Annotated in this window: 20 protein-coding genes; 13 read left to right on the top strand and 7 right to left on the bottom strand. The window is 45.5% G+C overall.

Translation table 11 applies throughout. The annotated features are described in order from the left end of the window. Positions 1-111 precede the first annotated feature (111 nt). Together yidC and D3H65_RS14760 are read left to right on the top strand one after the other, a co-directional pair. On the top strand, positions 112-1,941 hold the full coding sequence (gene yidC / locus D3H65_RS14765; RefSeq protein WP_119051044.1) for a membrane protein insertase YidC: 1,830 nt from the start codon (positions 112-114) through the stop codon (positions 1,939-1,941). Positions 1,942-2,212: 271 nt separating this feature from the next. Next, the gene (locus D3H65_RS14760; protein WP_119051043.1) at positions 2,213-2,866 is read left to right on the top strand and encodes a hypothetical protein; all 654 of its coding nucleotides are present in this window, start codon (positions 2,213-2,215) and stop codon (positions 2,864-2,866) included. A 31-nt stretch (positions 2,867-2,897) separates the two neighbouring features. Here D3H65_RS14760 and D3H65_RS14755 read toward each other — a convergent pair whose 3' ends face one another. Next, positions 2,898-3,242 carry a hypothetical protein gene (locus D3H65_RS14755; protein ID WP_162915633.1) on the bottom strand — a complete coding sequence of 115 codons (345 nt, stop codon included), beginning with the start codon at positions 3,240-3,242 and terminating at the stop codon, positions 2,898-2,900. 292 nt (positions 3,243-3,534) lie between these two features. Between D3H65_RS14755 and D3H65_RS14750 the strand changes: the two genes are divergently transcribed. The 3 genes from D3H65_RS14750 (at position 3,535) to D3H65_RS14740 (ending at position 6,662) form a co-directional block, all read left to right on the top strand. Beyond that, positions 3,535-4,956 (top strand): tetratricopeptide repeat protein, encoded by a 1,422-nt coding sequence (locus D3H65_RS14750; protein WP_119051041.1) that lies wholly within the window; start codon positions 3,535-3,537, stop codon positions 4,954-4,956. A 201-nt stretch (positions 4,957-5,157) separates the two neighbouring features. Continuing rightward, positions 5,158-5,928, top strand: coding sequence for a phosphosulfolactate synthase (locus D3H65_RS14745; protein ID WP_119051040.1), 771 nt, complete (start codon positions 5,158-5,160; stop codon positions 5,926-5,928). After that, positions 5,928-6,662 (top strand): shikimate dehydrogenase family protein, encoded by a 735-nt coding sequence (locus D3H65_RS14740; RefSeq protein ID WP_119051039.1) that lies wholly within the window; start codon positions 5,928-5,930, stop codon positions 6,660-6,662. The genes D3H65_RS14745 and D3H65_RS14740 overlap by 1 nt, the downstream gene beginning before the upstream one ends. An 8-nt stretch (positions 6,663-6,670) precedes the next feature. Here D3H65_RS14740 and D3H65_RS14735 read toward each other — a convergent pair whose 3' ends face one another. The 5 genes from D3H65_RS14735 to D3H65_RS32945 are packed head-to-tail and all read right to left on the bottom strand — an operon-like array spanning position 6,671 to position 10,015. Beyond that, the gene (locus D3H65_RS14735; protein WP_119051038.1) at positions 6,671-7,096 is read right to left on the bottom strand and encodes an acyl-CoA thioesterase; all 426 of its coding nucleotides are present in this window, start codon (positions 7,094-7,096) and stop codon (positions 6,671-6,673) included. A gap of 55 nt (positions 7,097-7,151) precedes the next feature. Beyond that, positions 7,152-8,075, bottom strand: coding sequence for a hypothetical protein (locus tag D3H65_RS14730; RefSeq protein ID WP_119051037.1), 924 nt, complete (start codon positions 8,073-8,075; stop codon positions 7,152-7,154). A gap of 1 nt (position 8,076) precedes the next feature. Then, a complete protein-coding gene (locus D3H65_RS14725; RefSeq protein WP_119051036.1) occupies positions 8,077-8,655 on the bottom strand; it encodes an RNA polymerase sigma factor in 579 nt (192 codons plus the stop codon). Between the two features lie 43 nt (positions 8,656-8,698). Then, positions 8,699-9,289 carry an RdgB/HAM1 family non-canonical purine NTP pyrophosphatase gene (gene rdgB, locus D3H65_RS14720; RefSeq protein WP_211345687.1) on the bottom strand — a complete coding sequence of 197 codons (591 nt, stop codon included), beginning with the start codon at positions 9,287-9,289 and terminating at the stop codon, positions 8,699-8,701. A gap of 45 nt (positions 9,290-9,334) precedes the next feature. Beyond that, positions 9,335-10,015: a hypothetical protein gene (locus D3H65_RS32945; RefSeq protein WP_162915632.1), complete on the bottom strand. Its 681-nt coding sequence runs from the start codon at positions 10,013-10,015 to the stop codon at positions 9,335-9,337. Positions 10,016-10,152: 137 nt separating this feature from the next. Between D3H65_RS32945 and D3H65_RS14705 the strand changes: the two genes are divergently transcribed. From D3H65_RS14705 to D3H65_RS14690, 4 genes are all read left to right on the top strand, one after another. Next, entirely contained in the window at positions 10,153-11,217 is a 1,065-nt protein-coding gene (locus D3H65_RS14705; RefSeq protein WP_119054523.1) for a branched-chain amino acid aminotransferase, read from the top strand. A 212-nt stretch (positions 11,218-11,429) separates the two neighbouring features. Then, positions 11,430-11,810: a 30S ribosomal protein S12 gene (gene rpsL / locus D3H65_RS14700; protein ID WP_119051033.1), complete on the top strand. Its 381-nt coding sequence runs from the start codon at positions 11,430-11,432 to the stop codon at positions 11,808-11,810. 109 nt (positions 11,811-11,919) lie between these two features. Further along, positions 11,920-12,387 carry a 30S ribosomal protein S7 gene (gene rpsG / locus D3H65_RS14695; protein ID WP_119051032.1) on the top strand — a complete coding sequence of 156 codons (468 nt, stop codon included), beginning with the start codon at positions 11,920-11,922 and terminating at the stop codon, positions 12,385-12,387. Between the two features lie 358 nt (positions 12,388-12,745). After that, positions 12,746-16,648, top strand: coding sequence for a T9SS type A sorting domain-containing protein (locus D3H65_RS14690; RefSeq protein WP_119051031.1), 3,903 nt, complete (start codon positions 12,746-12,748; stop codon positions 16,646-16,648). A gap of 70 nt (positions 16,649-16,718) precedes the next feature. Here the strand turns inward: D3H65_RS14690 and D3H65_RS14685 are convergent, their stop codons facing one another. Continuing rightward, a complete protein-coding gene (locus tag D3H65_RS14685) occupies positions 16,719-19,346 on the bottom strand; it encodes a S8 family peptidase (RefSeq protein WP_119051030.1) in 2,628 nt (875 codons plus the stop codon). Between the two features lie 185 nt (positions 19,347-19,531). On the opposite strand from D3H65_RS14685, the gene fusA reads away from it, so the two are divergent. The 4 genes from fusA to rpsJ all read left to right on the top strand — a co-directional run bounded on the left by fusA (position 19,532) and on the right by rpsJ (position 26,643). Further along, entirely contained in the window at positions 19,532-21,682 is a 2,151-nt protein-coding gene (fusA, locus tag D3H65_RS14680) for an elongation factor G (RefSeq protein ID WP_119051029.1), read from the top strand. A 657-nt stretch (positions 21,683-22,339) separates the two neighbouring features. Further along, positions 22,340-24,541 (top strand): S9 family peptidase, encoded by a 2,202-nt coding sequence (locus tag D3H65_RS14675; RefSeq protein ID WP_119051028.1) that lies wholly within the window; start codon positions 22,340-22,342, stop codon positions 24,539-24,541. Between the two features lie 706 nt (positions 24,542-25,247). Next, entirely contained in the window at positions 25,248-26,075 is an 828-nt protein-coding gene (locus D3H65_RS14670; RefSeq protein WP_119051027.1) for a hypothetical protein, read from the top strand. A 262-nt stretch (positions 26,076-26,337) separates the two neighbouring features. Further along, positions 26,338-26,643 (top strand): 30S ribosomal protein S10, encoded by a 306-nt coding sequence (rpsJ, locus tag D3H65_RS14665; RefSeq protein WP_014220852.1) that lies wholly within the window; start codon positions 26,338-26,340, stop codon positions 26,641-26,643. Positions 26,644-26,686 lie beyond the last annotated feature (43 nt).

Genomic DNA, 26,686 nt, shown 5'->3' with positions numbered 1-26,686 from the left:
CGACCTATTACCAGTCTGTTAACCTTTTTGGCAAGCCAAAACCAGCATCAGAAACCAATATCCAGCAACCAGAAACCCCCTATCTTTGCACCTCCTCTAAATTTTGTACTAATGAACATGGATCGCAATACGATCATTGGCTTTGTATTACTGGCGGGATTATTATTCGTTTACCTGTTTATATCCACCAAAAACTCGCATGAGTTACAGGGGCAGCGGCAGCATTACGAAGACTCTGTTGCCAGGGTTAAAAGGGCAGCGGATTCCCTGGCAGCTATAGCCCAAAAAGATGCTACCATTAAAGCTGTGCTGGGTAATGATACTACCCTGAATAATGAGCAGGGAGTGGAAAAACTGGTAACCGTCGAAAATGAAGTTATTAAGGTCACTTTTACTACCAAGGGTGGTCAGCCCGGTAAAGTGGAACTGAAGAAATATAAATCAGTTGATAGCAACCTGGTTGTATTGAACGGTACTTCCTTCGACAAAATATCATACGCTATCAATGCTGCGCCCAACCAGGCCATGCAGGTGACTGATCTGAACTTCTTAGGTGGAGACATAGTGAAGAATGCTGATAATAGCCAAACAGTCACTTTTCAACGTCCCCTTCCCAACGGTACACTCATACACAAATTCACACTGAAGCCCAACGATTACCTCATCGACTGGAATGTACAAATGGGCGGAGCAGATAAACTCTTAACGCAAGGTGCTTTCAACATTACCTGGCAAAACCAGCCCGTTCAACATGAAAGCGATGTGAAGTATGAGCGTCTTCAATCCAACATCTGTTATTACGCTGATAATGATTTTGATTACATCATGTCAAAGTCTGAAAGGAAGTTTGACAAACAGGTACAATGGATAGCCGTATCACAACAATTCTTCAATACTACCCTGGCAGCGAAGAATGGCTTTACTACCGGCGAAGTAAGGTGGTCAAGACATGCTGATTCTACCAATAGAATTGCCGATGTAACCACTACGCTCCAGGCAAAATTGCCCTTGGGTGCCGACGCCCTTGTTCCATTGCAATTGTACTATGGCCCCAACGATTACCGCATACTGAAGACGCAGCCTGTTCCCGAGATGGATAAGATCATCAACCTGGGAAGGGATATGTATGCTTTTGTACGGCCCATCAACAAGTACATTGTTATGCCCGTATTTAACTTTTTCCACAGCTTCGTGGGCAGCATGGGTATCGTAATCCTGTTACTGACCCTGTTTATCAGGTTAGGTACTTCTCCCTTAATGTATCCTGGCTACCTCACCAGTGCCAAGATGAAAATATTAAAACCTGATTTAGCTAAACTGAAAGAAAAATACCCTGATCAGCAGCAGTTTGCTATGGAGCAAATGAAGTTTATGCGTGAGGCCGGAGTTAATCAGTTTGCCGGTTGTTTACCCAGCTTGTTACAGATCCCTATCTTCTTTGCCCTCTATAGCTTCTTCAACTCCAACATTTCATTGCGGGGTGAAGAATTCCTGTGGGCGCATAACCTGGCTTCTTATGATATTCTGTTCAAGTTCCCATTTGAAGTATGGGGATTGGGTAACCACATCAGTTTGTTTACCCTTACAGCCTGTCTTACCAGCTTCCTGATCTCTTTCTACAACATGTCATCGACACCCGATCAGGGCAACCCGGCATTGAAATACATGCCTTATATTTTCCCTTTCATCCTGTTGTTTGTGTTCAATAAACTGCCGGCGGCCTTAACATGGTATTACACGGTCTCTAACATTATTACCCTGATCCTGCAGTTTGTGATACAGAACTATATCATCAACCATGATAAACTGGTAGCAAAGATTGAAGTGGCCCGTAAAAAGCCCAAGGCAAAATCAAAGTGGGCAGAGCGATTGGAGCAGATGCAGGAAACACAGAAGAAAATGGCCGAAGCCAAGGCAAAACAGCAGGGCGGGAAGAAGTAGTTGACAGGTTGAAAAGTTAACTGGTTTATAAGGATAGAAATATTGTTCAACATATATAACCGGCTGGTACTTTCCAGCCGGTTTTTTATGGATGGATTTACTGTGTTTCCAACCTGTTAACCCATCAACTTTTCAACTTTCATACTTTCCTGCAAAGTATTTCGTTAAAAATCAAGCCAATAGTATCTTAAATTGATTGGTTGTTGGTATTTTAGGCAACGGTTCACATTACTTATCGCGTCTTTAGGTCAACGCATCAACCCGGCTTAACATGAAAAAATACATAGCTCTCTGCACATTCAACCTGCTCCTCCTGCTGACTGCTGTAGGGCAGAAGAAAGTTTCTGAGCTGACCCTCGTATATGATGCTTCTATTTCATCCGGCAGCAAAGAGCCCAAAATGGCTGATGCCCTGGATGGCGCCACGACCACCGTATACCTGAAAGGCTCCATGAGCCGCACAGAAATGGTTAGCGCCCTGTTTTCTTCCACAACCATTCATGATTCCAAAGCTGGGACAGCCGTCATTTTGCGGGAAGTAAGCGGCCAGAAAATACTGATCAGGATGTCGTCCGATAATTGGACTGAAAAGAATAAACGGTACAATGGAATGACATTTACTGATACGAAGGAGACAAAAGTTATTGCAGGATACAACTGTACCAAAGCCGAAGCAAAACTGGCCGATGGTACCACCTTTACCGTATACTATACTTCAGAAATAATCCCGGAGAATAAAGACTATGACTCCCAGTTCAAAAACCTCAACGGGTTACCCCTCGAATATGAACTGGTACAGGGAAAACTCACCATTAAATACACCGTGTCCAAGATCAACCTCAATCCGGTGCCTGCTTCCAGGTTTGACATACCCAAAAGTGGCTATCGTGAGCTGACTTACGACGAAAGCAAGAAGATGAATTAACCTGAATTTAATGATCTTTTAATGCTAAAGCCTACTTATGAAGCTTTATTTTAAGATCTAAAAGGTTGAGATTGGTCTTAAACGTAGGTTTGATAGCACTCTTCACCTGCTGAGGCAATATATAAACAGTATTGCCTTTTTGGTAAGTGACTACCGTACTGTAGGTGATGAAATTCCTGCTACGTTCGCTGCTGAGAATATGGCTTCCTGTGTAGGAAGGACCGGCTTTTAATGTAAAGCCATTAGTCGTTCTGATAGGTGTGTAGATGGGCTTTAGCGGCGCCTCAGACTTCTTTTTACCACCACCGCTGCTGGCTACAGCAGCAAGTGCAACCGCCCCGATCATCGCACAACTGATGAGGGTCTTTTTTAACATGTGGTCTAATTTAAGAGTAGAGTTTGCCTTCATAACTAACGCAAAAATATTGAAAAAATTTTAGAAATCTTTAACCGATTGTCACAAAGTTTAGTATCTCTTTAACGATTAAGGATGCCCAAATGTTACAGATTCCATAAAAACGACACTCCAATTTTAACAAATGTTGCACGGCCCTTTTAAATTATTCAAAATCAGTTCCTTTGAATAGTACTTATGCACACCTGTCAATAAGAAAAAATTGGTATGCATCCATGAAAAAGCTATTTTACATAAACCTTTACTTAATTACATGAGAGACAATCCATCACGCAATGACAACGAGGAGCTCAAGGAGTTAGTGAAGCAGTTTCAGAACCTCAAATCTGGCCGCAGTCACTCCTTCCTGGACGAAGAGGCCTTTGAGCGCATCATAGACTACTTTGATGACCGGGAAGACCTGCAGCAGGCATTGGAAGCCGCTGAATTGGGTATTGAACAATATCCCTATTCGGCCATGTTACTCATCAAAAAGGCCGATCTCCTGATCGCTACCCGCCATTACCAGGAAGCCCTACGGATATTGCAGCATGCCGAGCTGCTCGATAGCAACGATATCAACCTATACATTTTAAAGACTGATGCCTACCTGGCCCTCGATCAGCAGGAAAAGGCCGTAGCCTTACTCGAAAATGCCCTCCAGCTCTTTGAAGGGCAGGAGCGTATCGAATTGCTTTTTGAACTGGCCGATGTATACGATGACTACGAAGAGTTTGATAAAATATTTGATTGCCTCAAACTCATCCTTGAGCAGGAGCCCAATAATGAGGAAGCACTCTATAAGATCTGCTTCTGGACCGACTTTACCGGGCGCAACGAAGAAAGTATCCGCCTGCACCAGCAGATCATCGAAGAATATCCCTACAGTGAACTTGCCTGGTTCAACCTGGCTGCTGCCTTTCAGGGCCTGAAACTCTACGAGAAAGCTATTGATGCCTATAAGTATGCTATTGTGATCGATGAAAAGTTCGATTACGCCTACCGTAATATGGGCGATGCCTATATCAGGATGCGCAAGTACAAAGATGCCATTGAAGTACTGGAAAAAGTGCTTGAACTCTCAAGGCCTGAAGATGTGATCTTTGAAGCTATTGGCCATTGCTACGACCGGATGAAGAACTTCGCTCAGGCCAGGTTTTACTACCGTAAGGCATCCCACCTCAATGTGGAAGACAGCAAGCTCCACTATAAGGTGGCCTGCACATACATCAACGAGGCCCAGTGGTCTACAGCCATCAAACACCTCGATACAGCCTTGCAGATACACCGCATGCAGCCTGAATACAATATGGCGATGGGCGAGTGTAAAATGCAGATGGGCGAATACAAAGAAGCCATTCAATATTTTTCCAATGTAGTACGCCAGCGGCCCCGTAATATATCCAGCTGGGAAGCGCTTATTCGTTGCCTCTATAATGGCGAGTTCTATGAAGAAGCCCTGGAACAGGTCAAGGCTGCCATTAAGATGACCGAGGGGAAACCATTGTTTCTCTTTTATCTCGCCGGCGTATACTTTGCGTTAGGTAAGATCAAGGAAGCCCTTCTCCAGTTGGAAAATGCAATGAATATTGCTCCCAAAATGGTTAAAAAGCTGGTACAGCTGAATCCGGCTATCCTGCAACACCAGATGGTAGTGGATGTGGTAGCCCGCTACAAGAAGAACAAACCTCAATAGGATCAGGCAAGCCGATGCAGTTTTCTGAAGGGTAAAGAATTTTTAATCAATACAGGATGTTAAAAACCGCCTGTGTTGGTCAAATACTATAACCCATACGCCTTTTATCTAATATTCTGTATATGACCTCTTGCATCATTTCTCTTTTTTCTTCCCTATTTTTGCGGCGGCTTTAGAAATTGTAATAGTAAAATCCAGCGAATGAATTTCAACCTCACACAAATTCCTGATAGAAACCTTAAGCCCCGTACCAATGGGATTACAATGGTAATGGATAAGGGCCTCAGTATTCCTGAAGTACATAATTTCATGAGTGTATCAGGGCCACATGTAGATATCGTAAAGCTGGGATTTGGTACCTCCTTCGTTACTCCCAACCTGCGCGAGAAAATAAAAGTGTATCAATCCTATAATGTACCCATCTATTTTGGCGGTACTTTATTTGAAGCTTTCCTGGTGCGGAACCAGTTGAATGATTACATCGCCGTATGTAAAGATTATGGCATTGAATATATCGAAGTAAGTGATGGTTCCATTACCATTCCCCATGCAGAAAAGTGCGGGTATATTGAAAAACTTACCAAGCACGCCACCATCCTCAGTGAGGTGGGAAGCAAGGACGCTGCGCACATTATTCCTCCCTACAAATGGATAGAATTAATGCGGGCTGAGCTCAATGCCGGCGCTACCTATGTGATTGCCGAAGCCCGGGAGGCGGGCAATGTGGGCATTTACCGTGGCAGCGGTGAAGTACGCGAGGGGCTTGTACAGGAGATCCTTACGCAGATACCAGGGGAAAAGATCCTCTGGGAAGCCCCACAAAAAGCACAGCAGCTCTATTTTATAGAATTACTGGGCTGCAATGTAAACCTGGGTAATATAGCCCCTACGGAAATGATCTCCCTGGAAGCCATGCGTATTGGGCTGCGGGGCGATACCTTTAGTCTATTCCTCAATAAAGAAGAAGCATAATGAGACATTTTGGGCTGATCGGTTACCCGTTGAGCCATTCCTTTTCCCAAAAGTTCTTCACAGATAAATTCCGGGAAGAGCATATCACCGATTGTGTATATGAGAACTTTCCCCTGGAGAATATAGATGCATTGAGGGCTGTGCTGGAGCAATATCCGCACCTGGCAGGCCTCAATGTCACCATTCCTTACAAGGAAAAAGTGATGGCTTACCTCCATCACCAAAGCGACGTAGTGAAAAAGATCGGCGCCTGTAATTGCATCAAGTTTGTCAATGGAGAACTCCATGGCTACAATACCGATGTAACAGGGTTTGAAAATTCCCTGCGTCCTTTGTTGGAGTCCCATCACCAGAAAGCCCTTGTATTGGGCACTGGCGGAGCCGCCAAGGCCATTCATTTTGTGTTGGAAAAACTGGGCATCATATTTCTGGAAGTATCCCGCAACCCCGTTTCTGGCCGCCAGATCAGCTATGAGCAACTAACCCCCACTATCCTGGAGCACCACACCCTCATCATCAATACCACTCCCGTGGGCATGTATCCCAATGAGCATGACTGCCCCCCCTTGCCTTATGCATCACTTACCCCCCGGCATTATCTTTTTGACCTGGTATACAACCCGGCCAAAACACTGTTTCTTCAAAAAGGAGAAGCACAGGGTGCTGTGATAAAAAACGGGGCCGACATGCTCGTCATACAGGCAGAAGAAAGCTGGAGAATATGGAATAGCTGAAGCAGGAGCTATATTCTAAATTTTAATCCCTCCGGAACAGCAGCCACTTTTTTCTTTGCATAATCAAAACAGACCATCCCGGTTTTAGCAGTAGCTACCAATATCGTTTTGCCCGCTGTTTCTTTTTCCAGCTTATAATATAGATCAAAGGATACTTTGGAAAAATCATTAGCCGTAACAGCTACTTTCACCTGGTCCGCATAAAAGAGTTCCTGCTTGAATTCAATCGCCGCATCACTCATAATAAGCCCTACACCTTCTATGTTCAACTCACCATAACCATAATGCTGCAGGAACTGCACCCTGGCTTCATGGATAAGCGAAAGTACCGTATCATTGCCTACATGGCCTCCATAATTGAGGTCGGTAATACGAACAGGGATAATAGTTGAAAAAGAGAACTGATCCGGGAGATCAACTTTAATACGTGCCATGAGGAATTGATTGTTGTTTTTCTCGTTGCCTTTATGCCTTGCTGCCTCGTTGCCTTTACTGTTTTTCCTCTATGAGCTCTTTCAAAGCCATAATGTCCAGGAAATTGGTAGCCGTAGGAGCGAAAGAAGCCTGCTGCATTAACTTGTACCGCCATTGACTGAAGCGGTTTTTCCAGATACTGCTTTCCCGCATCATCGTATCAAAATATTCAGCGGGGTCCATCGTAGCATTCAGGTCCAGCAGCAATGGAAGGAACTTGGTGGAAAGCCGTGTTTGCTCACCATTGGGGCAAGTTATAATGATATAGTTATTATCACGTGAAATAATAAGGCTATTGTCCATAATAATATTCCCGTTGGCATCCTTGATAAGCGGCGCTTTAATACCCTTGCGTGAGGTGGTCACCTGGGCGCGCATGCCATCAACTTCTGCATAAGGAATATCCGTTGTGTTTTCTTCTGCTAATGCGTTACTGATATAATCGTTCCGCATGAGCGCAGTGGCATTTACCCGGCGGGCAATATTGATAGCGGTGCGCCGGTGGCCTCCAATAGAGGCGTCAACAACCGGAAGGGAAGGTTGTACTCCCGGTTCAACATTATCAGTTATCGTATTCGAAGGAACTGTTGGAAGCCTGTTATCGGCAATAGGATCTCCCGAAGCCCGGTTTAGAAAATTCCAGGTGGCAAACCCCACAATACCCAACACGGCAGCCGCTACAGCCAGTCTGCGAAAGGGCAGGCGGATCACTTTGGCCGGCGTCTCCTGCGTTTCTCTAGATTCATTTACCCGAATAGCAAGGGCTATATTTTCCCAGGTGCCCGGTGGGGGAGGCGCCTCCCAATCATATAATTTTTCAGCGATCTTTATTTCCTGTGTATTGAACTCTGCATCCAGCCGCGCACTGATAGTATCCCATACACCGGCAGGAGGTGCCGCTTCAAGGTTGAGGAGGATATGTTGTACGTTGGCTGACATATTAGCGGGTAAAGGACTTTTTGGTATCGCTTAAATACTGGGTTACTTTCTTTTGCAAAATGGACTTGGCCCTGGCCAATTGTGACTTACTGGTACCTTCACTGATTCCCAACAACTCACCGATCTCTTTGTGGGAATATCCTTCCACTACATACAGGTTGAATACAGTCCGGTAACCGGGTGAAAGCTCCTGCACAATATTGATGATATCTTTTTCGGCCAGGCTGTCAAGCGCTGTGATATCCGCATCTTCAATGGTGTTCTCTTCCTTTTCGCTGACGCTGGATAGCTGGGCCGATTTCTTGCGGAAGTGCTCTATAGAAGTGTTTACAAATACCCTTCTTACCCATCCTTCAAATGAACCCTCTGCCCGGAAGCGATGCAGGTTTTTATATACCTTGATAAATCCCTCCTGCAACAGGTCCTGGGCGTCATCTGTATTGTTGGCATAACGCAGGCACACAGCATACATTTTGGGTGCAAACCTGCGGTACAGTTCTTCCTGCATTCGCCTGTCTCCCGCAATACTGCCTTTTATCAAGTCGGATTCAGAAATGGTATAGTTGCTTTTTTGATCCAAATTTTTTATTAAGTAATATGAAATGGTCGGGTGGGCACTTTTTTCAGCTGGCTTGTACCACTCCCTGCAAAAAGGAAACCAGCTTATCTGCCGCTTTTTTACGGTGACTGAACTGTCCTTTCTCCGTCAGGCTCATCTCAGCAAAAGTACGGGTACTTCCTTCCGGAACAAAAACAGGATCATAGCCAAAACCTTCCTTACCTCTTTTATCTCCGGTAATGGTACCATCGCAAATGCCCTCAAACAATATTTCCCGGCCTTCCCACAACAGTGATATCACTGTACGGAACCTGGCACTACGGTTAGGATTATCCCCCAGTTTGGTAAGCAGTTTCTCTATATTCTTATCAAAAGCTTTGTCTTCCCCGGCGTAACGGGCGCTTTTAACGCCAGGCTCCCCATGCAGGGCATCTACTTCCAATCCTGTGTCCTCACTGAAGCAATTTACTCCCGTTAACTCCCGGATAGTGCGTGATTTCTCCGTAGCATTGGCCTCCAGCGTATCGTGTGGCTCCGGGATATCGATATCAATACCTGCTTCCTGAAGGCTGATCACACGGATCTGGTCACCAATAGCTGCCTGTATTTCCTGCACCTTGTGTGCATTATTTGTAGCGAAAATCAGTTTGATCATATAGAACGTACCGGATTTTGTGTTTCGTATTATTTAAGCAATAGCCTACACCCCGAATATCTTCTTCAGGCTTTCCCACAACTTACGTTTCAGCATCTTTCCTTCCTCTGTTTCCTGGTTCAATTCATCGAGGGAGGGCGTATACAGATAGGTTGAACCCGCATATTCCTGGTCTTTGAAAGCAGGGAAATTAAGGGGAAGGCCTGTTTCCTCCGGTGTTACGCCAAACAATAAAATCCGTTTAGGCGATAGTTGATCTTTCAGCACATTGATGTTTACCCGCTGGGTGGCATCGTTTACAATGGCCACATCGCCCAGGTTCAATTTGCAGGCTCCGATCATTTTCGTCAGCATCTGCAGGTGGTTTTCCGGCAGAAAGGCTTCCCTGGGAAACCGGACGATAACCGCCACATGCTGGCGGTTATTGCCCAGGACCTTATAAGCAGAGGCGGGGGCCGCTGGGGCTGGCGGTGCTGCTACAGGTGTGGGGCTGGCCGGTGCAGGTACAGCGGGTTTTGCTGGTTCCGCTGCGGTCTTAGCGGCTGCAGCTGCTATAGGTGGCGGTGAAGCTGGTAGGTCCGGTTCGTCGGTTACAGGTCGCGGGTTCGGGTCCCGTCCGGTCCGCACAATTCCTCCTTCTACAGCCTTGCCTTCCCCTTGCACAATAGCTTTCTTAAAAAGCCCCGCAATCACTACCCCCGGTAATTCTATATTATATGCCGACATATTATAATTTGTTGTTCCGGACGCCATTAGCTTCCGGCTGTTATTATCTTGACACTAACAATTGTTAGTAAAATATGCCTGGATTTTTTGCAGGCAAAAACTTTAATTGTTTCTTTGTGGCTCAAAAATACTGGATTATGATTGATGCATATAGCATACCTGTGACAAAAATTGATCGGAGCAAATTGAATGATATTCCCCTGGAAAACATTCCTTTTGGCAAGTATTTTACCGACCATATGCTGGAAGCCGATTACGAAAACGGAGAATGGAAGAATGTGGAGATCAAGCCTTACCAGCCACTGGTATTGAGTCCCGCCCTTGCTTCCCTGCACTACGGTCAGGCTATTTTTGAGGGCATAAAAGCCTACCGCAATAAAGATGGGGAAGCCTGTATTTTTCGCCCGCTGGACAATTACAAGCGCTTTAATATCTCTGCAGCACGTATGCAAATGCCTGAAGTGCCAGAAGAACTGTTCATGGAAGGCATGCGCCAGCTGATCAATCTCGATAAGAACTGGATCCCGGCCAAAGAGGACCATTCTCTGTACATCCGTCCGTTTATGTTCTCTACTGATGAGGTAATTGGTGTAAAAGCTTCTGATACATATAAGTTTATGATCATCCTCAGTCCCACAGGCCCCTATTATGGCGCTCCGATGCGGATCTATGTGGAAGAGAAATATACCCGTGCGGCCCCCGGAGGCGTAGGATATGCAAAAGTGGCTGGTAACTATGGCGCCAGCATGATGGTGACTGCCGAAGCCAAAAGTAAGGGCTACGACCAGGTGTTGTGGACCGATGCTGCCGAGCACAAATATGTACAGGAGATCGGTACCATGAACGTATTCTTTATCCTGGGCAGCAAGGCCATTACTCCTGATCTCAGTGCCGGAACCATCCTGGCGGGGGTGACAAGGGATAGCGCCATTACCATCCTGAGAGACATGGGGCTTACTGTGGAAGAACGGCCCGTCAATATTGAAGAAATGATCGAAGCTTATAAAGCCGGCCAACTACAGGAAGTATTTGGAACCGGTACAGCCGCTACTATATCACCCATCAAGGAGTTGAAGTACAAAGATTTTGTAATGACCTTTAATGTAGACGAATGGAAGGCTGCTCCGGAGATGAAACGCCGCCTGAATGACATCCGGGAGGGTAGGGCTGCTGATAAATATGGCTGGATGTATAAGATCTAGCTGTTAGATATTTTGAATTAGCTTTTAGCGTTGATGCCCAGCAACTTGCGTGATAACAGGCTAATAGCTGAGGCAAAATATTAAACTCTTCGAGTGGATATATTCAGAACTTTTCCACACCGACAGAGAGATTTCTATAAAATCTGTGATTAAGATTTGGTATTTAACCGGCTGGGTTCTACCTTTGCCGTCCCAAAAATAAAAGGTTCAGAATGCCTACAATTCAACAATTGGTTAGAAAAGGAAGAGAGATTATCAAGTCCAAGAGCAAGTCAAGGGCTTTGGATAGCTGTCCGTTCCGTCGCGGTGTATGCACCCGTGTATATACAACTACTCCCAAAAAGCCTAACTCGGCTTTACGTAAAGTAGCCAAGGTACGTTTAACAAATAAAGTAGAGGTGATTGCCTATATACCCGGTGAAGGTCATAACCTGCAGGAACACTCCATTGTGTTGGTTCGTGGCGGTCGTGTGAAGGATTTACCAGGTGTACGTTACCATATCGTTCGCGGAAGCCTGGATACAGCTGGTGTGAAGGATCGTAAAAAGAGCCGTTCTAAATACGGTACTAAACGTGAAAAAGCTAAGAAATAGTCTTAGTATTTACGGATTACGTAATCTCACCGCATTCCGCGGATAACAACTAAAGTAAGATAAAACTGGATCGGCAATGGCTGGTCCAACTTATAAACAAGCGATAACAATGAGGAAGACTAAAGCCAAAAAAATTGCCCCGGCGCCAGATGCAAAATACAGTGATGCCCTGGTAACACGTTTTGTGAATAACCTGATGTGGCAGGGTAAAAAGAATACGGCATTCACCATTTTCTATGATGCAATGGATCGTATATCCAAGCAAACCGGTGAAAATGGTTACGAAGTATGGAAAAAAGCTTTATCCAACGTTACACCGGCTGTTGAAGTACGCAGCCGTCGTATCGGTGGTGCTACTTTCCAGATTCCTGCTGAAGTACGTGCAGACAGGAAAATATCACTGAGCATTAAATGGCTCATTCGCTACAGCCGCGACAGGAATGGTCGTAGCATGGCAGAAAAGCTGGCCAACGAAGTAGTTGCCGCTGCCAAAGGCGAAGGTGGTGCTTTCAAAAAGAAGGAAGATACCCACCGTATGGCTGAAGCCAACAAGGCTTTTGCTCACTTCAAAGTATAATCTCTCTCTGCAGAGCAATATATTAAAAGGCCATCCCGCTTAGCGGGATGGCCTTTTAATATATTGGATAGGGTGTAAAAAATACTACCAGACATAGGAATTATGCACATTTATCAGCCCCTCCCGGGAAATTTAATATCCACATAAGTTATTATAACAATCTGCCCTGAAGCATCTGTAAATCAACTGATCTGTGCATGGATAAATACTGCCATGTATCTTCTGGGTCCCTTAAATAGGGGCTATTTTTATTATGAGTTATCCAGACAGGCTTGCATTAATGGCCAAAACCTATTTACTTTATCCCCTGTAATAGAGAACCTATATCCTGTAGAAAAATAATCCGAAATCGTACCCCATGAAGAGCCTGTTGATACTGATGCGAAAGGGGATCCTTATGTCCCTGCTTTACCTGCTCCCCCTGATTGGGTGGGCCCAGGATTGTTCTACTCTTAACTTCACATTTACCACCAAAGAATCGAGATGTATCGCTACCGGAAGTATTAAGGTGAATATCACCGGCGGTACAGGTAGTTACAATATCAAAGTAACAGGGCCTGTTACCACAGCCTACACTTCATCTACCAACATTACCGGTCTTTCTGCCGGCACCTATGTAGTAAGTGTAAAAGATATCAATACCGGTTGTGTTACCGAGAAATACAATGTCATTGTTCCGGGATCCTATAGCGATCCCCGTTTTACATTGAATAAGACTGATGTTACCTGTATGAATGGCACAGATGGAACGGTTAGTGTAACCGGCTTGCAAAATGGAAGATCACCTTTTATTTATACCATCGTAGCTCCTTCACCAAGCAAAGTAGGTACCACCAATTCCACCGGTAACTTTACTGGCCTGGTAGCAGGAGAATATGCTATAGAATTAAAAGACTCCTGCGGTGGTCAGCAAACACGGCGTGTTACCATCCTCAACTATCAATGGTGGGTAGATGGTGTTACCGTAGGCCGGGTTGGTTGTGATAGCGCCCAGGTAACTGTAAAACTTAAAGACAGCAAAGGCAATACAACCATATTTAATGGTTTCAAATATGGAGTGGTGAGAGGTACCGGCGATACCGTATGGTCTACCAACAGCAACTTCCGCTTTTATATCGGTAATAAACGTTCTGTGAAAGTGGTTGTTAAAGATCCCTGCGGTACCACAACCGTCACTAACTGGGTGGATCCGAACAAACCTACGGTGGCTGCTACCATTACAACTTCTAATTTCCTGTGTAATAAATTCGATGCAAAAGCTACCGGCCAAAGCAACCTGATCAATCCGGTGTATGATTTATACAATAGCAGCAATGTAAAAGTAGCCTCCAACAATACCGGCACTTTTACAGGTCTGGCTTATGGTAACTATTGTATGCGTATAAAAGATAATTGTTACGATACCACCATTGAGCGCTGCTTTTCGCCAGCAAGACCCAGGCCGGCAGTGGCCAGTAACGTAACCATTTCGAATAGGGGATGTAATAACTTCACGGCTTCCATAACCGGACAAGCCAACCTGACCAATCCTATATATACCTTGTTCAATAGCAACAATGTGGAGATCGCAGGTTCCCCAGATGGTACATTCAATAATATTCCTTATGGAACTTATTGCATCAAAATAAAAGATGGATGTTATGATACCACCATCACAAAGTGCTTTACTGAAAGAGCGCCCAAGCCTGAAGTGGCGCTTAATATCTCTACCAGCAATCTTGATTGTAATAATTTTACAGGTAGCGTAACTGGCCAGGCTAATCTTTCCAATCCACAATACTGTTTATACAACAGCAGTAATGTACAGCTTGCCTGTAATACCAGTGGCAATTTTGGGAACCTGCTGTACAATACCCGCTATTGCATACGTATTAAGAACGATGCCTGTTATGATACGACCATCGAGCGGTGTTTTATCATCCCCAGGCAAATACCGTCTGTAGCGACCAATGTTGACATTACACAGAATTGTAACAGTTTCAACGCTAAAATTACCGGACAAACCAATATCACGAATCCCAATTATTGTTTGTACAATGCCAACAATGTACAGATTGCCTGTAATACAGATGGTATATTTAATAACCTGCCTTATGGTTATTATTGCGTTACCGTTAAAAATAGTGCAGCCTGTTATGATACTGTGATCAAAAGATGCTTTGAGCCTGTAAGGCCCAGACCTTCGCTTTCGTCCGTTGTAAATATCAGCAATAAAGGTTGTGATGTCGTTACTGCTAAAGTAACAGGTTCCAATCTCACCAACCCAAAATACTATTTATACAATGCTGCCAATGTAGCGATCGATAGTAATACTACTGGCACCTTCAACAATGTACCTTATGGTTATCATTGCATCAGGGTAAGGAATACCTGTTATGATACCCTTATGGAGAGATGCTTTACTGTCAAAAGGGATGTGCCTTCCGTAGGTAGTATTGCCATCAGCAATAAGGCCTGTGCTACCTTCACTGCTAAAGTGAATGGCCAGACCAATCTGAAGAACCCCCAGTTCAATATCTACGATACCCTGGGCAACTTTGTGGCCAACAGTACCAATGGTACCTTCAACAACCTGCCTTACGGATATTATGATATAAAGATCAAAGATACCTGTTACGATACTGTCATAGTTCGCCGTTTCAATGCCGATCCGGTGCCTATTAGTATTGCTGTAACGGCTATGGAGTCCTGTACTTTTGGAACCACCGACGTTAAAGTAACCTTTAACACCGGCAATGCACCGTACAAGATTGAGGTATTGAACCCGGTAGGTATATTGGTAACTTCTGTTACTTCAGCTACCAGTCCGGTTATGATTAATGCATTGCAGCCGCTCACAGGTGGACAACAATATACCGTCATAGGGATCGACAATTGTAATGTAAGAGATACCGCCAAAGTAACGCCACGCCCCAGCATTGTGAACAAGACCAAGTTTGTGAAGTCGAAATGTCCTTCCGGTGTTTGGGAAAATGGTGCTACCGATATTGATATTGATGTTAATTCCAACATGGGTGTGGTGACACCAGTGATCATCAAAAAGAACACAAATACTGTAAATATTACCTTTACTTCCAACGTAGGTTCTACCTTCAAGTTCGTAGACCTGGAGCCTGCTACTTATATTGTACAGTACAGCGTTCCCAATTGTACCGGAAAAATATATGATACCATCGATGTGGTTCCGTATAGTTTCCCAGGCCTGCAACAATCTGCCGCTTATCAGTGCGATAACAATAATTTCAGTGTGGGAGCGGTGGTAACTGGTGGAACCGGACCTTTCGCCTACGAGATCATCGGCAGTATTCCTGCTTCTCCCAGTATCAATACAACAGGCCAGGCCAGCCCCGTATTTACCATCACCAATGGCGTACAGTACTCATTGGTACGTTTGCGGGCATTGGATGCCTGTGGTAATGCAACCTTAAATGACGTAAACATCCTGCCACTGGCCAATACCATCATCTATGCCAGTTCGGATTGTTATTACAGCGATATCTCATTACACGTGGATTCTACTGCCAATGCTACTTATAAGTGGTTCAAGAAGACCTCTGCTGTAGACAGCGTGCTGGTAAGCAATACCACCTCGTATAAAATACCTTACCTGCTGCCGTCCGATACCGGTGTGTATGTATGTCATATGTCAGTGAATGGTGGATGTTTAACCAAACTTTCCTATTTCCACGTGACAGGGATGTGTAGTGGTACCCTTCCCGGACAGGTTAAGTTATCGGGCAAGGACATAAATGGCGCCGTACAACTGAACTGGGCAGCCCAGCAGGATGTAGATACCAAAGAATACATCGTAGAACGCAGTGCGATCATTAATGGTAGCTACGCAGCTATCGGTAACCTGAATTCCCGGCAGTCCGGCGGGTCTGTCATGTATGCTTTTACGGATGAGACACCGTTGACGGGGACCAATTACTACCGTTTGCGAATCGTAGGCAAGGATAATAAAGTTACTTACAGCAACATCATCCACGTCAAGATGGCTACCGTACGGGCTGTTTCACTGTACCCCAACCCGGTACAAAAAGTGTTGAACATCTCCTTGTCCGCCAGGCAGCCCGAAAGCTATAAGCTGTCTCTGGTCAGTGCCACCGGTCAAATAGTGCACGAGCAGTTGGTGCAAAAAGTACAACAAACTACTGTACAATACCACCGTGATGCCCGTGTGAAGAGTGGTATCTATATGCTGCGTATTACTGCACTCAGCAGCCAGGAATCATTTGTTTACAAAGTAATATTTGAATAACTCTTTTTTGAGGTTTAAGAACATTAAGCCCCGCGCAAGCGGGGTTTTTTGTTTGCCTGCCCCCCAATACTTAATAAATAACAATGCTGCCCGTCTGCTCTTTCTGCCCGTCTTTCCGGATTAGGTAGAAGTAAATGCCCCTTTGAAGTGCTAACAAGGACAATTGCTCATGCATTTCTGTTAGCTTCTTTTGTAGTACCTGCTGACCTGTTGCATTGAACAGTATAATGGAGTTGTTGCCTGGAATGGCAGTAAGGATATGCAGCATAGCGCCTGCGGGTACAGGGTTTGGGTAAACGATATAACCTGCATCTTGTAAATTATACACTGTTTCCGGCTGGCTATAAATAAAGGAGTCGTCCGTGCGCTGTATTTTCAGGCGATAAGTATTTACCCCCCAGTGCAATGTATTATCAGTTAACTGGTATTGTAAAGAATTTACCGGTTCTATTGATTGCAGGCGATTATAACCTGAAATACCCAATTTCTCCACTGTTATTTTTTGTACCGCATAGCGGGTTCCCAACTCAATCATTAATTTGACGGTATTGTCTACCAGGTCCGCCAGGAAACTTTTGATGTAACACCCTATTCCCTGTGCAGTATAATTGAAGGAATAAGCTTTCATACCATTATAGTCGTTGGCCAGTACTGGTGATACGGTATAATACAAGGCGGGATGAGCTGCTTTGCTCAAAATAACGTTCGTATCTGTAGTCGTAAGCAATGGGCTGAGGTAATTGCCTTTCAGTGCATAAACTACAAACTGGCTTACGCCGGTCGGTCTGTTCCAGGTAAGGAGGAAGGAATCCTGGCAGTTGAATCCTGTATTGGCTTTAATTCTTGCGGAAAGATTGAAAGTATCAGATAAAAAGGAATGATTGTCTGTGGTTATTTTCAGCAGGGCCGTGGTACAGGTATCTGGCGCCGTCCATTGGTAATACCCCCTGGTCAGGTCTGCATTGTTGGTAATCAGCTTCCATTGATGTCCGCCATCTGTAGAATATTCGAGACGGGCCGGATCATTGCTTGAGAAAGAGGAAGCCCACCGGATAATGTTGTTATCACCTGCACGTACCTGGTCTGCTTTAATGGGATAATACCAGCGAAAGCGGCCGGCAGTATCCAGGTGCCAGGCCAGTGAAAATGCCTGTGGCCCTGAAGGGATAGAATAACCTTTTACCTGGATAATATAATTGCCGGGTGCAGGATTATTGAGCGTGATTTGTTCATTGTTATTCAGGCTATCCCTTTTTCTAACAGGCTCTTTTACCAACGAATCTATATGTGCAGCATGGCTTAATACCCATGGTTGCCAGTGTTGCCCCGTACTTGTATTGATCAACTCCAGGTCTACATCGTTGATCAGTGCTTTGTTGGCGTTGGGCGTGGCTGGCACATCATACCAGCAAAGCGTAAGTTTGACCTGCTGTATATCTGCAGGAATGGTAAGTGCGGTGGTATATGTTTGCCCCTGGGCAATATAACCGGAAGCATAGGTACTTTGTTGTACCGCCTCCACTGCTTTGAGTGCATTGACCTTACCATAGCCTGTTTGGAAATCAATGCCTGGTGTGCCTATATCATCTGCCGTGGTAAGCAGGATGGCCTTTACCAGTGAAGCAGCCGGTAGTTGGCCGGTAGTATTTTTAAAAGCCTGTTGTACCAGCACGGCTATGCCTGAAGTGATCGCAGCGGCGCCTGAACTACCGTCTTCCCCAAATGCTACCAACTCCGGTTTTACCCGCCCATCATAAGCAGGACCTTTTGAACTCAGCGCCTCTACCTGGTAAAAGCTATTGATGGCCCCAGTGGTGATCATATTCTTGCCCATCTTAAAACTGCCGGTGAGATTGGCATAACCCGCTATGCCGGCGTAAGCGCCCTGTGTGCTGGTTTGGTTGCCTGCATTGCCGGCCGAAAAAACGTGCAGCAAATGAGTATTGGCAATACTGCTGGCGTCATAAGCGGCGGCATCCGCTCCATAATAATTCTCTACCCCCGTACCATAAGAATGATTCTGAACCGTGATCTGATATTGCTGATAGGCGGTGTTGGCATCCGGCAGCAGGCTGGCAAAGTCGGAAGAGCTTAGGGTGACACCCCAGGCCGCTCCTTTGCCGGAATAATCACTATTGCCGCCGCCGCCGATGAGTGTGCTCATAATGCCGGCGTGCTGCGAAATGGTAGGTGAGCTGAGGGGAGTGGACAGGTACCTGCCTTTAAGATCAATATCGGTGGTATCGGGCTTATTTTCCTTGACAGATACGGTAAGTCCATTGCCATTGAGGGCAGGGTAGAGGCCATGGACCGTATTTATCTGGCTGGTGGTATTGTCGTGGCTGCTCACCACCTGTTCTTCTCTCGGAAGACGGGGTTGGTCGGCAAAAATAACCCAGGGGGTCTTTAATAATTTATTTACCAGTGTTTTATGGGAAGTTTGTACGATCAGCAAGCGGGTGGGCGCATATTCACCGGTGATAATGACCGGCAGCCGCTCCTTCGCCAGGAAGGCTTTAAACTGTTCTTTATCAGAGACGACAACCCACCATGTACCAGGCCTGTCATCGGCCAAACCGGCTTTTGACCTTGCTAATGCGGGTGCGAGTTTTTGGTGCAGCAAAGCACTGTCTGACTCTTGGGCATTGATAGTCAGGCAGTAACAGCAGCAGATGGTTAGCAGGATACTGTATCTCATGGACGTAGGCTAATGGTACTTAAATGTAACCAATTATTGTCTTGAATGCCGCTGCCGGCTGGTTTTCCACATTTAATCTTTTGATCTTTTGCAATCTGCATTTTCATGGAGAATTTGCTTACCTTTGCGCACTTATTTTCAGGGAGTTCCCTGCACTACATTAAAAAGAAAACAACAACAAAGTCATGGCAGACTTACGATTACAGAGAAACTTTGGTATTGCGGCACACATTGATGCCGGTAAAACCACAACCACGGAGCGTATCCTGCGCTATACCGGTATGATCCATAAAATAGGAGAGGTGCACGATGGTGCAGCTACTACCGACTGGATGGAGCAGGAAAAAGAAAGAGGTATCACCATTACCTCTGCTGCGGTTAGCTGCCAATGGAATTTCCCTACCGTAAAAGGTAAGGCCGATGCTAACACTAAAAGCTATTATTTCAACATCATTGATACTCCGGGCCACGTGGACTTTACTGTAGAAGTAGAGCGTTCTATGCGTGTACTGGATGGTCTGATCGCCCTGTTCTCAGCAGTTGACGGCGTAGAGCCTCAGTCTGAAACTGTATGGCGCCAGGCTAACCGTTATAAAGTTCCCCGTATCGGTTTCGTTAACAAAATGGACCGTTCCGGTGCTGACTTCCTGATGGTAGTTAAGCAGGTAAAAGAAATGCTCGGCGCTAAAGCCGTGCCTTTGCAATTGCCTATCGGTGCAGAAGATGACTTCAAGGGTGTGGTTGACCTCATCAAGATGAAAGGTATCATCTGGCATATGGAAACTGAAGGTATGACCTTCGACGAAATTCCTGTTCCTGCTGATATGCAAGCTGAAGCTGAAGAGTGGAGGCAAAACCTGATCGAGGCTGTTGCTGAATACGACGACAAATTGTTGGAGAAATTCTTCGACGATCCCAATACCATTTCTGAGGAAGAAGTGCATGAAGCCATCCGCAAAGCTACGATCGATCTGAGCATCGTTCCGATGATGTGTGGTTCTTCATTCAAGAACAAAGGTGTACAAACTGCCCTGGATGCCGTTTGTCGTTACCTGCCTTCTCCTGTTGATATTGAAGATACTGTAGGTACTGATCCTGATAGCGGTGAGCAGATCACACGTAAGCCTGATCCTAAAGCTCCTTTCGCTGCATTGGCCTTTAAGATCATGACCGATCCTTTCGTAGGTCGTCTCGCGTTCTTCCGGTGCTATAGCGGTCACCTTGATGCTGGTTCTTATGTATTGAACGTAAGAAGCGGTAAGAAAGAGCGTATCAGCCGTATCATGAAAATGTTTGCTAACAAGCAAAACCCCATCGACTTCATCGAAGCTGGTGATATCGGTGCAGCTGTTGGTTTCAAAGAGATCAAGACCGGTGATACACTCTGCGATGAGAACCACCCGATCACTTTGGAAAACATGTTTATCCCCGAGCCGGTGATCGCGATCGCGGTAGAGCCTAAAACACAGGCCGATGTGGATAAAATGGGTATGGCCATCGCCAAGCTGGTAGAAGAAGATCCTACACTCCGTGTAAATACAGATGAAGATACCGGTCAAACCATCCTTCGTGGTATGGGTGAGTTGCACCTGGAGATCATCATCGACCGTATGCGTCGTGAGTTCAAAGTAGAAGTAAACCAGGGCGCTCCCCAGGTTGCTTATAAAGAAGCATTCCGCAAAACTGTTGAGCACCGTGAGATCCTGAAGAAGCAGACCGGTGGTCGTGGTAAGTTCGCTGACATCATTTTCGAGCTCGGGCCTGCTGATGCTGAATGGTTGGAAGCAAATCCAAAAGATAACCTTCAGTTTGTGAATGATATCTTCGGCGGATCTATCCCCCGTGAATTCGTTCCTGCTATCCAGAAAGGATTCCAGAACTCACTCGGCACTGGCGTATTGGCCAGCTACCCTGTAGAGAATGTGAAGGTCCGCGTATTTGATGGTAGTTTCCACCAGGTTGACTCTGATGCCATGTCTTTCGAACTTTGCGCCAAGCAAGGTTTCCGGGAAGCAGGCCGCAAAGCACAACCCGTATTGTTGGAGCCTATCATGAAAGTGGAAGTAATTACGCCCGACCAGTACATGGGTGATGTAACAGGTGACCTTAACCGTCGCCGTGGTATGCTCGAAGGTATGGACAGCCGCGCAGGTGCCCAGGTTATCAAGGCCAAAGTGCCCCTGAGTGAAATGTTTGGTTACGTAACACAATTGCGTAGCCTAAGCTCTGGCCGTGCTACTTCTACCATGGAGTTCAGCCATTACTCTCCTGCACCTAACAACATCGCTGAAGAAGTGATCGCCAAGGTGAAAGGAAGGCAAAAAGTGAGCGAATAATTTTAAAAGTGCATTCCTTATAGAGCCCCGCCATTTGGCGGGGCTTTTTGTTGGTGAGATAAGCAGGATATATTCAATAAATATAACCTGTCACCTGCACACTTATCCGCCAAAACTGCACAGTTATGTGCTTATTATGCACACTTATTAGTTTGTATTGTAAAATGCGCGAACCTGTCATATATTGCAGTGTAGCCCCTAAACTACACGGCTTTTGATTAGTGCCGCCCTATGTGGCTGCAACTCTCCCCCAAGTGATTTCAAATAGCAATGATGAAACTCACGTAAAAGAGCCTCTCTTCGGAGGGGCTTTTTTATTGCCTTTTATTAAAGAATCATTAAAAGGCACCCCTTCATTAAACCTTCGTTTTAGGTAATTGTCAAACAACCACGGCAACGGATATTCCGTAGCTGTGCAGATCTACCCACTACTTATTTCAGGTCAAAGGATACACACGCCTCCCATTTAAAAAAGGAAGCTTAGGTTAGCAAGGTCCCGGCTTACGCCGGGATTTTTTATGTATAAATACCCCGTGATCCGGGTAGCAAACCACCGCATTGCGGTATTAGGTATGGTCCACACTTTATTAAATAGGTTAATACCGGTTTACTGGTATTCAGACTTTTGCTTTAATTTACCGCCCTAAATTTTTACGTATGGATCGTCAGTCTGCCTTCTTTACCAGGTTGCTTTGTTTATGCCTGGGCATCTTTACCGTACACCTGCTCCAGGCCCAGGGAGCAGTAAAATGGACCAAAGATGGCAATGGTTATTATAGTGTGCAGGGTGGGGAACTGGTACAGTTTACCCTTCCGCAAAACACCAAAACGGTATTGTTGTCCAAAGAGCAGTTAACGCCCCAGGGACAAAAGCCGATCACCTTCAGAAGTTTTTCCTTTTCCGAAGATGATAAGAAGATCCTACTCTTTACCAACACCAAAAAGGTATGGCGACTGAATACCCGGGGCGATTACTGGGTATACGACAGAAATACCAATAGCCTCAAACAAGTAGGAAAGGCCCGTCCAGCCTCCTCCCTCATGTTTGCCAAATTCTCTCCCGATGCTTCCAAAGTAGCGTATGTTAGTGAATACAACCTTTATGTAGAAGACCTGGCCAGCGGCACGGTAAAACAACTGACTACAGATGGCAACCGCAAGCTCATTAATGGCACATTCGATTGGGTGTATGAAGAAGAATTCTTCTGCCGCGATGGTTTCCGGTGGAGCCCCGACAGTAAGCAAATTGCTTATTGGCAGATCGATGCCAAGAATACCAAGGACTATCTGATGGTGAACAATACCGATTCTATTTATCCCTTTGCTGTGCCGGTGGAGTATCCCAGTGCTGGTGAAGCACCCTCTCCCTTTAAAGTGGGTGTAGTGGATATTTCAACTGCCAGCACCAAATGGATGGCCATCCCTACCGATCCCGTATGGCAAAGTTATGTGCCCCGGGTAGAATGGGCTGCCAACAGCACTGAACTCATCATCCAGCACCTCAACCGCAAGCAAAATGAAAGCCAGCTCATGCTGTGCAATGTACAGAGCGGTGCTGCCCAAACAATCTATACCGAAAAGGATTCTGCCTGGATCGATATTTTACCTCTGTGGGACAATGACTATATCTGGGGTGGATGGGATTGGCTCAATGCCGGTAAAGAATTTATCTGGGCTTCCGAAAAAGACGGCTGGCGCCACCTGTACCGCGTAAGCCGCGATGGTAAGAAAGAGACCCTTATCACCGCTGGTAACTACGATGTGATGGAAATTACCTGTATCGACGAAAAGGGCGGCTTTGTGTATTTTATGGCCTCTCCCGATAATGCCACGCAGAAATTCCTATATCGTACCAAACTAGATGGTAAAGGCAAAGCCGAACGTGTATCTCCGGCCAATCAACAGGGCACACATGATTATGATATATCGCCCAATGCCAAATTTGCCCAACATGTATTCTCCAACTACTATACCAGCTATACCAATGAAATGATCTCCCTGGCCGACCATAAAGGCCTGAACGGAGAGAATAAAGTAGCCGATGCAGTTGCCAAGGCCGATAAGACAAGCTCCAAAGTGGAGTTCTTCAAAGTAAAAACATCCGAAGGAGTGGAAATGGACGCCTGGATGGTGAAGCCGGATAATTTCGATGCTACCAAGAAATACCCGGTTGTATTTTATGTATACACCGAGCCCTGGGGCCAGAATGTGAAAGACCAGTTTGGTGTGGAAGGCAATTTCCTGTACCAAGGCAGCATGGCCAAAGATGGTTATATCTACATTTCTATTGATAACAGAGGTACCCCTGTACCCAAGGGCAGGAACTGGCGTAAGATCGTATACCGCAAGATCGGCCTGGTGAATATCCGCGATCAGGCGCTGGCTGCTACCGAGATCCTGAAATGGCCTTATGTCGATACCAGCCGCGTGGCCGTATGGGGATGGAGCGGCGGTGGCTCGGCTACCCTCAACCTCATGTTCCAGTTTCCCGAGATCTATAAGACCGGCATCTCCGTAGCAGCCGTAGGTAACCAACTGACCTACGACAATATCTACCAGGAGCGTTACATGGGACTGCCCCAGGAAAACCGGGAAGATTTTGTGAAGGGATCGCCCATTACCTATGCCAAAAACCTGAAAGGCAACTTGTTGTATATCCACGGTACAGGAGATGACAATGTACATTACAACAATGCCGAAATGCTTATCAACGAACTGGTTAAGCACAACAGGCAGTTTCAGCTGATGTCCTATCCCAACCGTACGCACAGCATTTCGGAAGGGCCTGGCACATACCAGCATTTGGCTACCTTATACACCAACTACCTCAAATTGCATTGCCCTCCGGGCGGAAGATAAGGCTAACGGGCTGCGGCCCCTTCGAGTGGCCGCCAACCGCACTGTTTTTGAGCAATATTTCAACGAGGACCGGTAAATCATGGTTTCATGGTTACCGGTCTTTTTATTTTATAGTCTCTTGATTGTATATTCAACCTCTAATAAATCATTCTAACTACATTATTTCTTCATTGATTCTCCATTCATCCTCCATTACATAATGGAGAATCTATGAAGAGTCAATGGACCTTTGTTGCATATATAATATAGGTTTATTGATCTTAGTAAGGTGCTATCGGCCAGGATCATAATAGCAAATCCCTGTTACCCGGCGTATCAGCATGCTATCAGGCCAAGCCTGATTAATAAATAGTCGTGAATTCAGTTTTCATTAACATAAACACCTGATAATCTGTGTTAAATTGATATCAAAACCTACCAATGAAGTATATTCTACCCACCCTTGCCAGCTGCTTGCTCGTTTTATGTGTCGGAGCTGGTGAAAATGGCTAATTCGCCGGAATTGTTGAATGGCGATAAGCGCGGTGATCGCTTTTATGTGGTGCAAAGTGCTGCTACAACTGATAGTGCAGCAGTTGGTTATGGAATTATCAATGGTAGGGCAGTGCTTCAAAGAAGGCCCCAGGCCTTGCGCTGATACTGGCCCGCAGCCGGGCCTCATTTAACAATCCTTCAACAATGGATGTATTAAATTCAAGAAAAGTTTATGCGCCTACTTATACCCACTCTAGCTTTCCTTATCCTGCTGGCTGGTTGCAACAGGTACCAGTATCTCGGCATTAGCAGTGATCAGCTTCAAAAGAATGAACACCAGGAATTTACCATTGAAAATGATACCCTGCAGATGGTGTATAATTTCAATGGGCAAAATGCGCCGGTAAACCTACTGGTGAGGAATAAACTAGACAAGCCTATTTTTATTGATTGGAAGCGTTCTGCATTGATCATCAATGATAATGCTATTAGTTATTCTCCTGATCAGGTGTCCGTCCATGGAGTTGTGAGCGCTTCCTCCATCAGCTGGACACAGGGCTTTAGTGCCACCGACGCCAGTGTGTACGGTACGGCCAACCTGCCACCCGGCATTCAAATGATCCCTCCCCAGTCATTTATTACTAAGACCCCACTGGGCATTACCAATAAGCTGTTGAAGAATATTCCTGATTCAGCCCTGCGCAAGATCAAGATGCATATGGCCGACGGCAATTCGGCCTATGCAGACCAGGCATTTTTTGATGCCGGCAACTCACCCCTGCGATTCAGGAGTTACCTGGCCATTGTAGTAGGCGATTCAACGCTGGTACCTGTAGCCTACCAGCACAGTTTTTATATATCTGAAGTGTACCGTACGGGTCTTAATCCCAAAAAGTTTGCCTACAACAGGGAGAAGGCAGGTGAGTGGGCTTATGTGCAGGAGGTAACCGGATTTGGAAAATCGGCAGCAGTGGGCTTTGGGGTATTGGCCGGCGCGGCTGTTTTGACCACAGAAGCCTGGGCAGAAAGCAAAAACAACCAACCCAATCGGAAAAATTAGGAAAAGGGCTAAGTTATTATCAGAGATTGTACTTATAAGTATTTGTATGTTAATGTTTTAAATGACAGTTGGTTACAAGTTACGAATTGGAATAGTCCAGGTAAGGACCTGGCATTTGTGTCCCAATGCTGGAAAAAGCAGGGCCAATGAACGGATAGAGACAGATTTTTAGTGTAAGAATGCAAAATTTCTCTTCAAATCTTTTGTAAGTAATCAAACTACACTTACCTTTGCATCCCCATTAGAAAAATGGGATTGAACTATGTCTCAACGAATCAGAATCAAATTACAGTCTTACGATCACAACCTGGTAGATAAATCTGCAGAGAAAATCGTGAAGACAGTGCGCAGCACCGGAGCGGTAGTAACAGGTCCTATTCCTTTACCTACCCGTAAGAAGATTTTTACCGTTTTGCGCTCGCCGCACGTGAATAAGAAAAGCCGTGAGCAATTCCAGCTTTGCACGCACAAGCGTTTGCTGGATATTTATACTTCTTCCAGCCGTACGGTGGACGCCCTGAGTAAGCTCGACTTACCCAGTGGTGTAGAAGTTGAGATCAAAGCCTGATGAGCATTTGATGAACCCTGTCAGGGTTCTAAAATCCTGACAG

Origin of the sequence: Paraflavitalea soli (assembly GCF_003555545.1) — a bacterium.
In the GTDB taxonomy this organism is placed as follows: Bacteria; Bacteroidota; Bacteroidia; order Chitinophagales; family Chitinophagaceae; genus Paraflavitalea; species Paraflavitalea soli.
The sequence above is the reverse complement of the archived record's forward strand: the minus strand, read 5'-3'. Positions and strand labels throughout refer to the sequence as shown.

Bases quoted from the DNA above. Each gene is read 5' to 3' on its own strand.
- yidC (WP_119051044.1), top strand. From the start codon at position 112: ATGAACATGGATCGCAATACGATCATTGGCTTTGTATTACTGGCGGGA.
- D3H65_RS14760 (WP_119051043.1), top strand. From the start codon at position 2,213: ATGAAAAAATACATAGCTCTCTGCACATTCAACCTGCTCCTCCTGCTG.
- D3H65_RS14755 (WP_162915633.1), bottom strand. From the start codon at position 3,242: ATGTTAAAAAAGACCCTCATCAGTTGTGCGATGATCGGGGCGGTTGCA.
- D3H65_RS14750 (WP_119051041.1), top strand. From the start codon at position 3,535: ATGAGAGACAATCCATCACGCAATGACAACGAGGAGCTCAAGGAGTTA.
- D3H65_RS14745 (WP_119051040.1), top strand. From the start codon at position 5,158: ATGAATTTCAACCTCACACAAATTCCTGATAGAAACCTTAAGCCCCGT.
- D3H65_RS14740 (WP_119051039.1), top strand. From the start codon at position 5,928: ATGAGACATTTTGGGCTGATCGGTTACCCGTTGAGCCATTCCTTTTCC.
- D3H65_RS14735 (WP_119051038.1), bottom strand. From the start codon at position 7,096: ATGGCACGTATTAAAGTTGATCTCCCGGATCAGTTCTCTTTTTCAACT.
- D3H65_RS14730 (WP_119051037.1), bottom strand. From the start codon at position 8,075: ATGTCAGCCAACGTACAACATATCCTCCTCAACCTTGAAGCGGCACCT.
- rdgB (WP_211345687.1), bottom strand. From the start codon at position 9,289: ATGATCAAACTGATTTTCGCTACAAATAATGCACACAAGGTGCAGGAA.
- D3H65_RS32945 (WP_162915632.1), bottom strand. From the start codon at position 10,015: ATGTCGGCATATAATATAGAATTACCGGGGGTAGTGATTGCGGGGCTT.
- D3H65_RS14705 (WP_119054523.1), top strand. From the start codon at position 10,153: ATGATTGATGCATATAGCATACCTGTGACAAAAATTGATCGGAGCAAA.
- rpsL (WP_119051033.1), top strand. From the start codon at position 11,430: ATGCCTACAATTCAACAATTGGTTAGAAAAGGAAGAGAGATTATCAAG.
- rpsG (WP_119051032.1), top strand. From the start codon at position 11,920: ATGAGGAAGACTAAAGCCAAAAAAATTGCCCCGGCGCCAGATGCAAAA.
- D3H65_RS14690 (WP_119051031.1), top strand. From the start codon at position 12,746: ATGAAGAGCCTGTTGATACTGATGCGAAAGGGGATCCTTATGTCCCTG.
- D3H65_RS14685 (WP_119051030.1), bottom strand. From the start codon at position 19,346: ATGAGATACAGTATCCTGCTAACCATCTGCTGCTGTTACTGCCTGACT.
- fusA (WP_119051029.1), top strand. From the start codon at position 19,532: ATGGCAGACTTACGATTACAGAGAAACTTTGGTATTGCGGCACACATT.
- D3H65_RS14675 (WP_119051028.1), top strand. From the start codon at position 22,340: ATGGATCGTCAGTCTGCCTTCTTTACCAGGTTGCTTTGTTTATGCCTG.
- D3H65_RS14670 (WP_119051027.1), top strand. From the start codon at position 25,248: ATGCGCCTACTTATACCCACTCTAGCTTTCCTTATCCTGCTGGCTGGT.
- rpsJ (WP_014220852.1), top strand. From the start codon at position 26,338: ATGTCTCAACGAATCAGAATCAAATTACAGTCTTACGATCACAACCTG.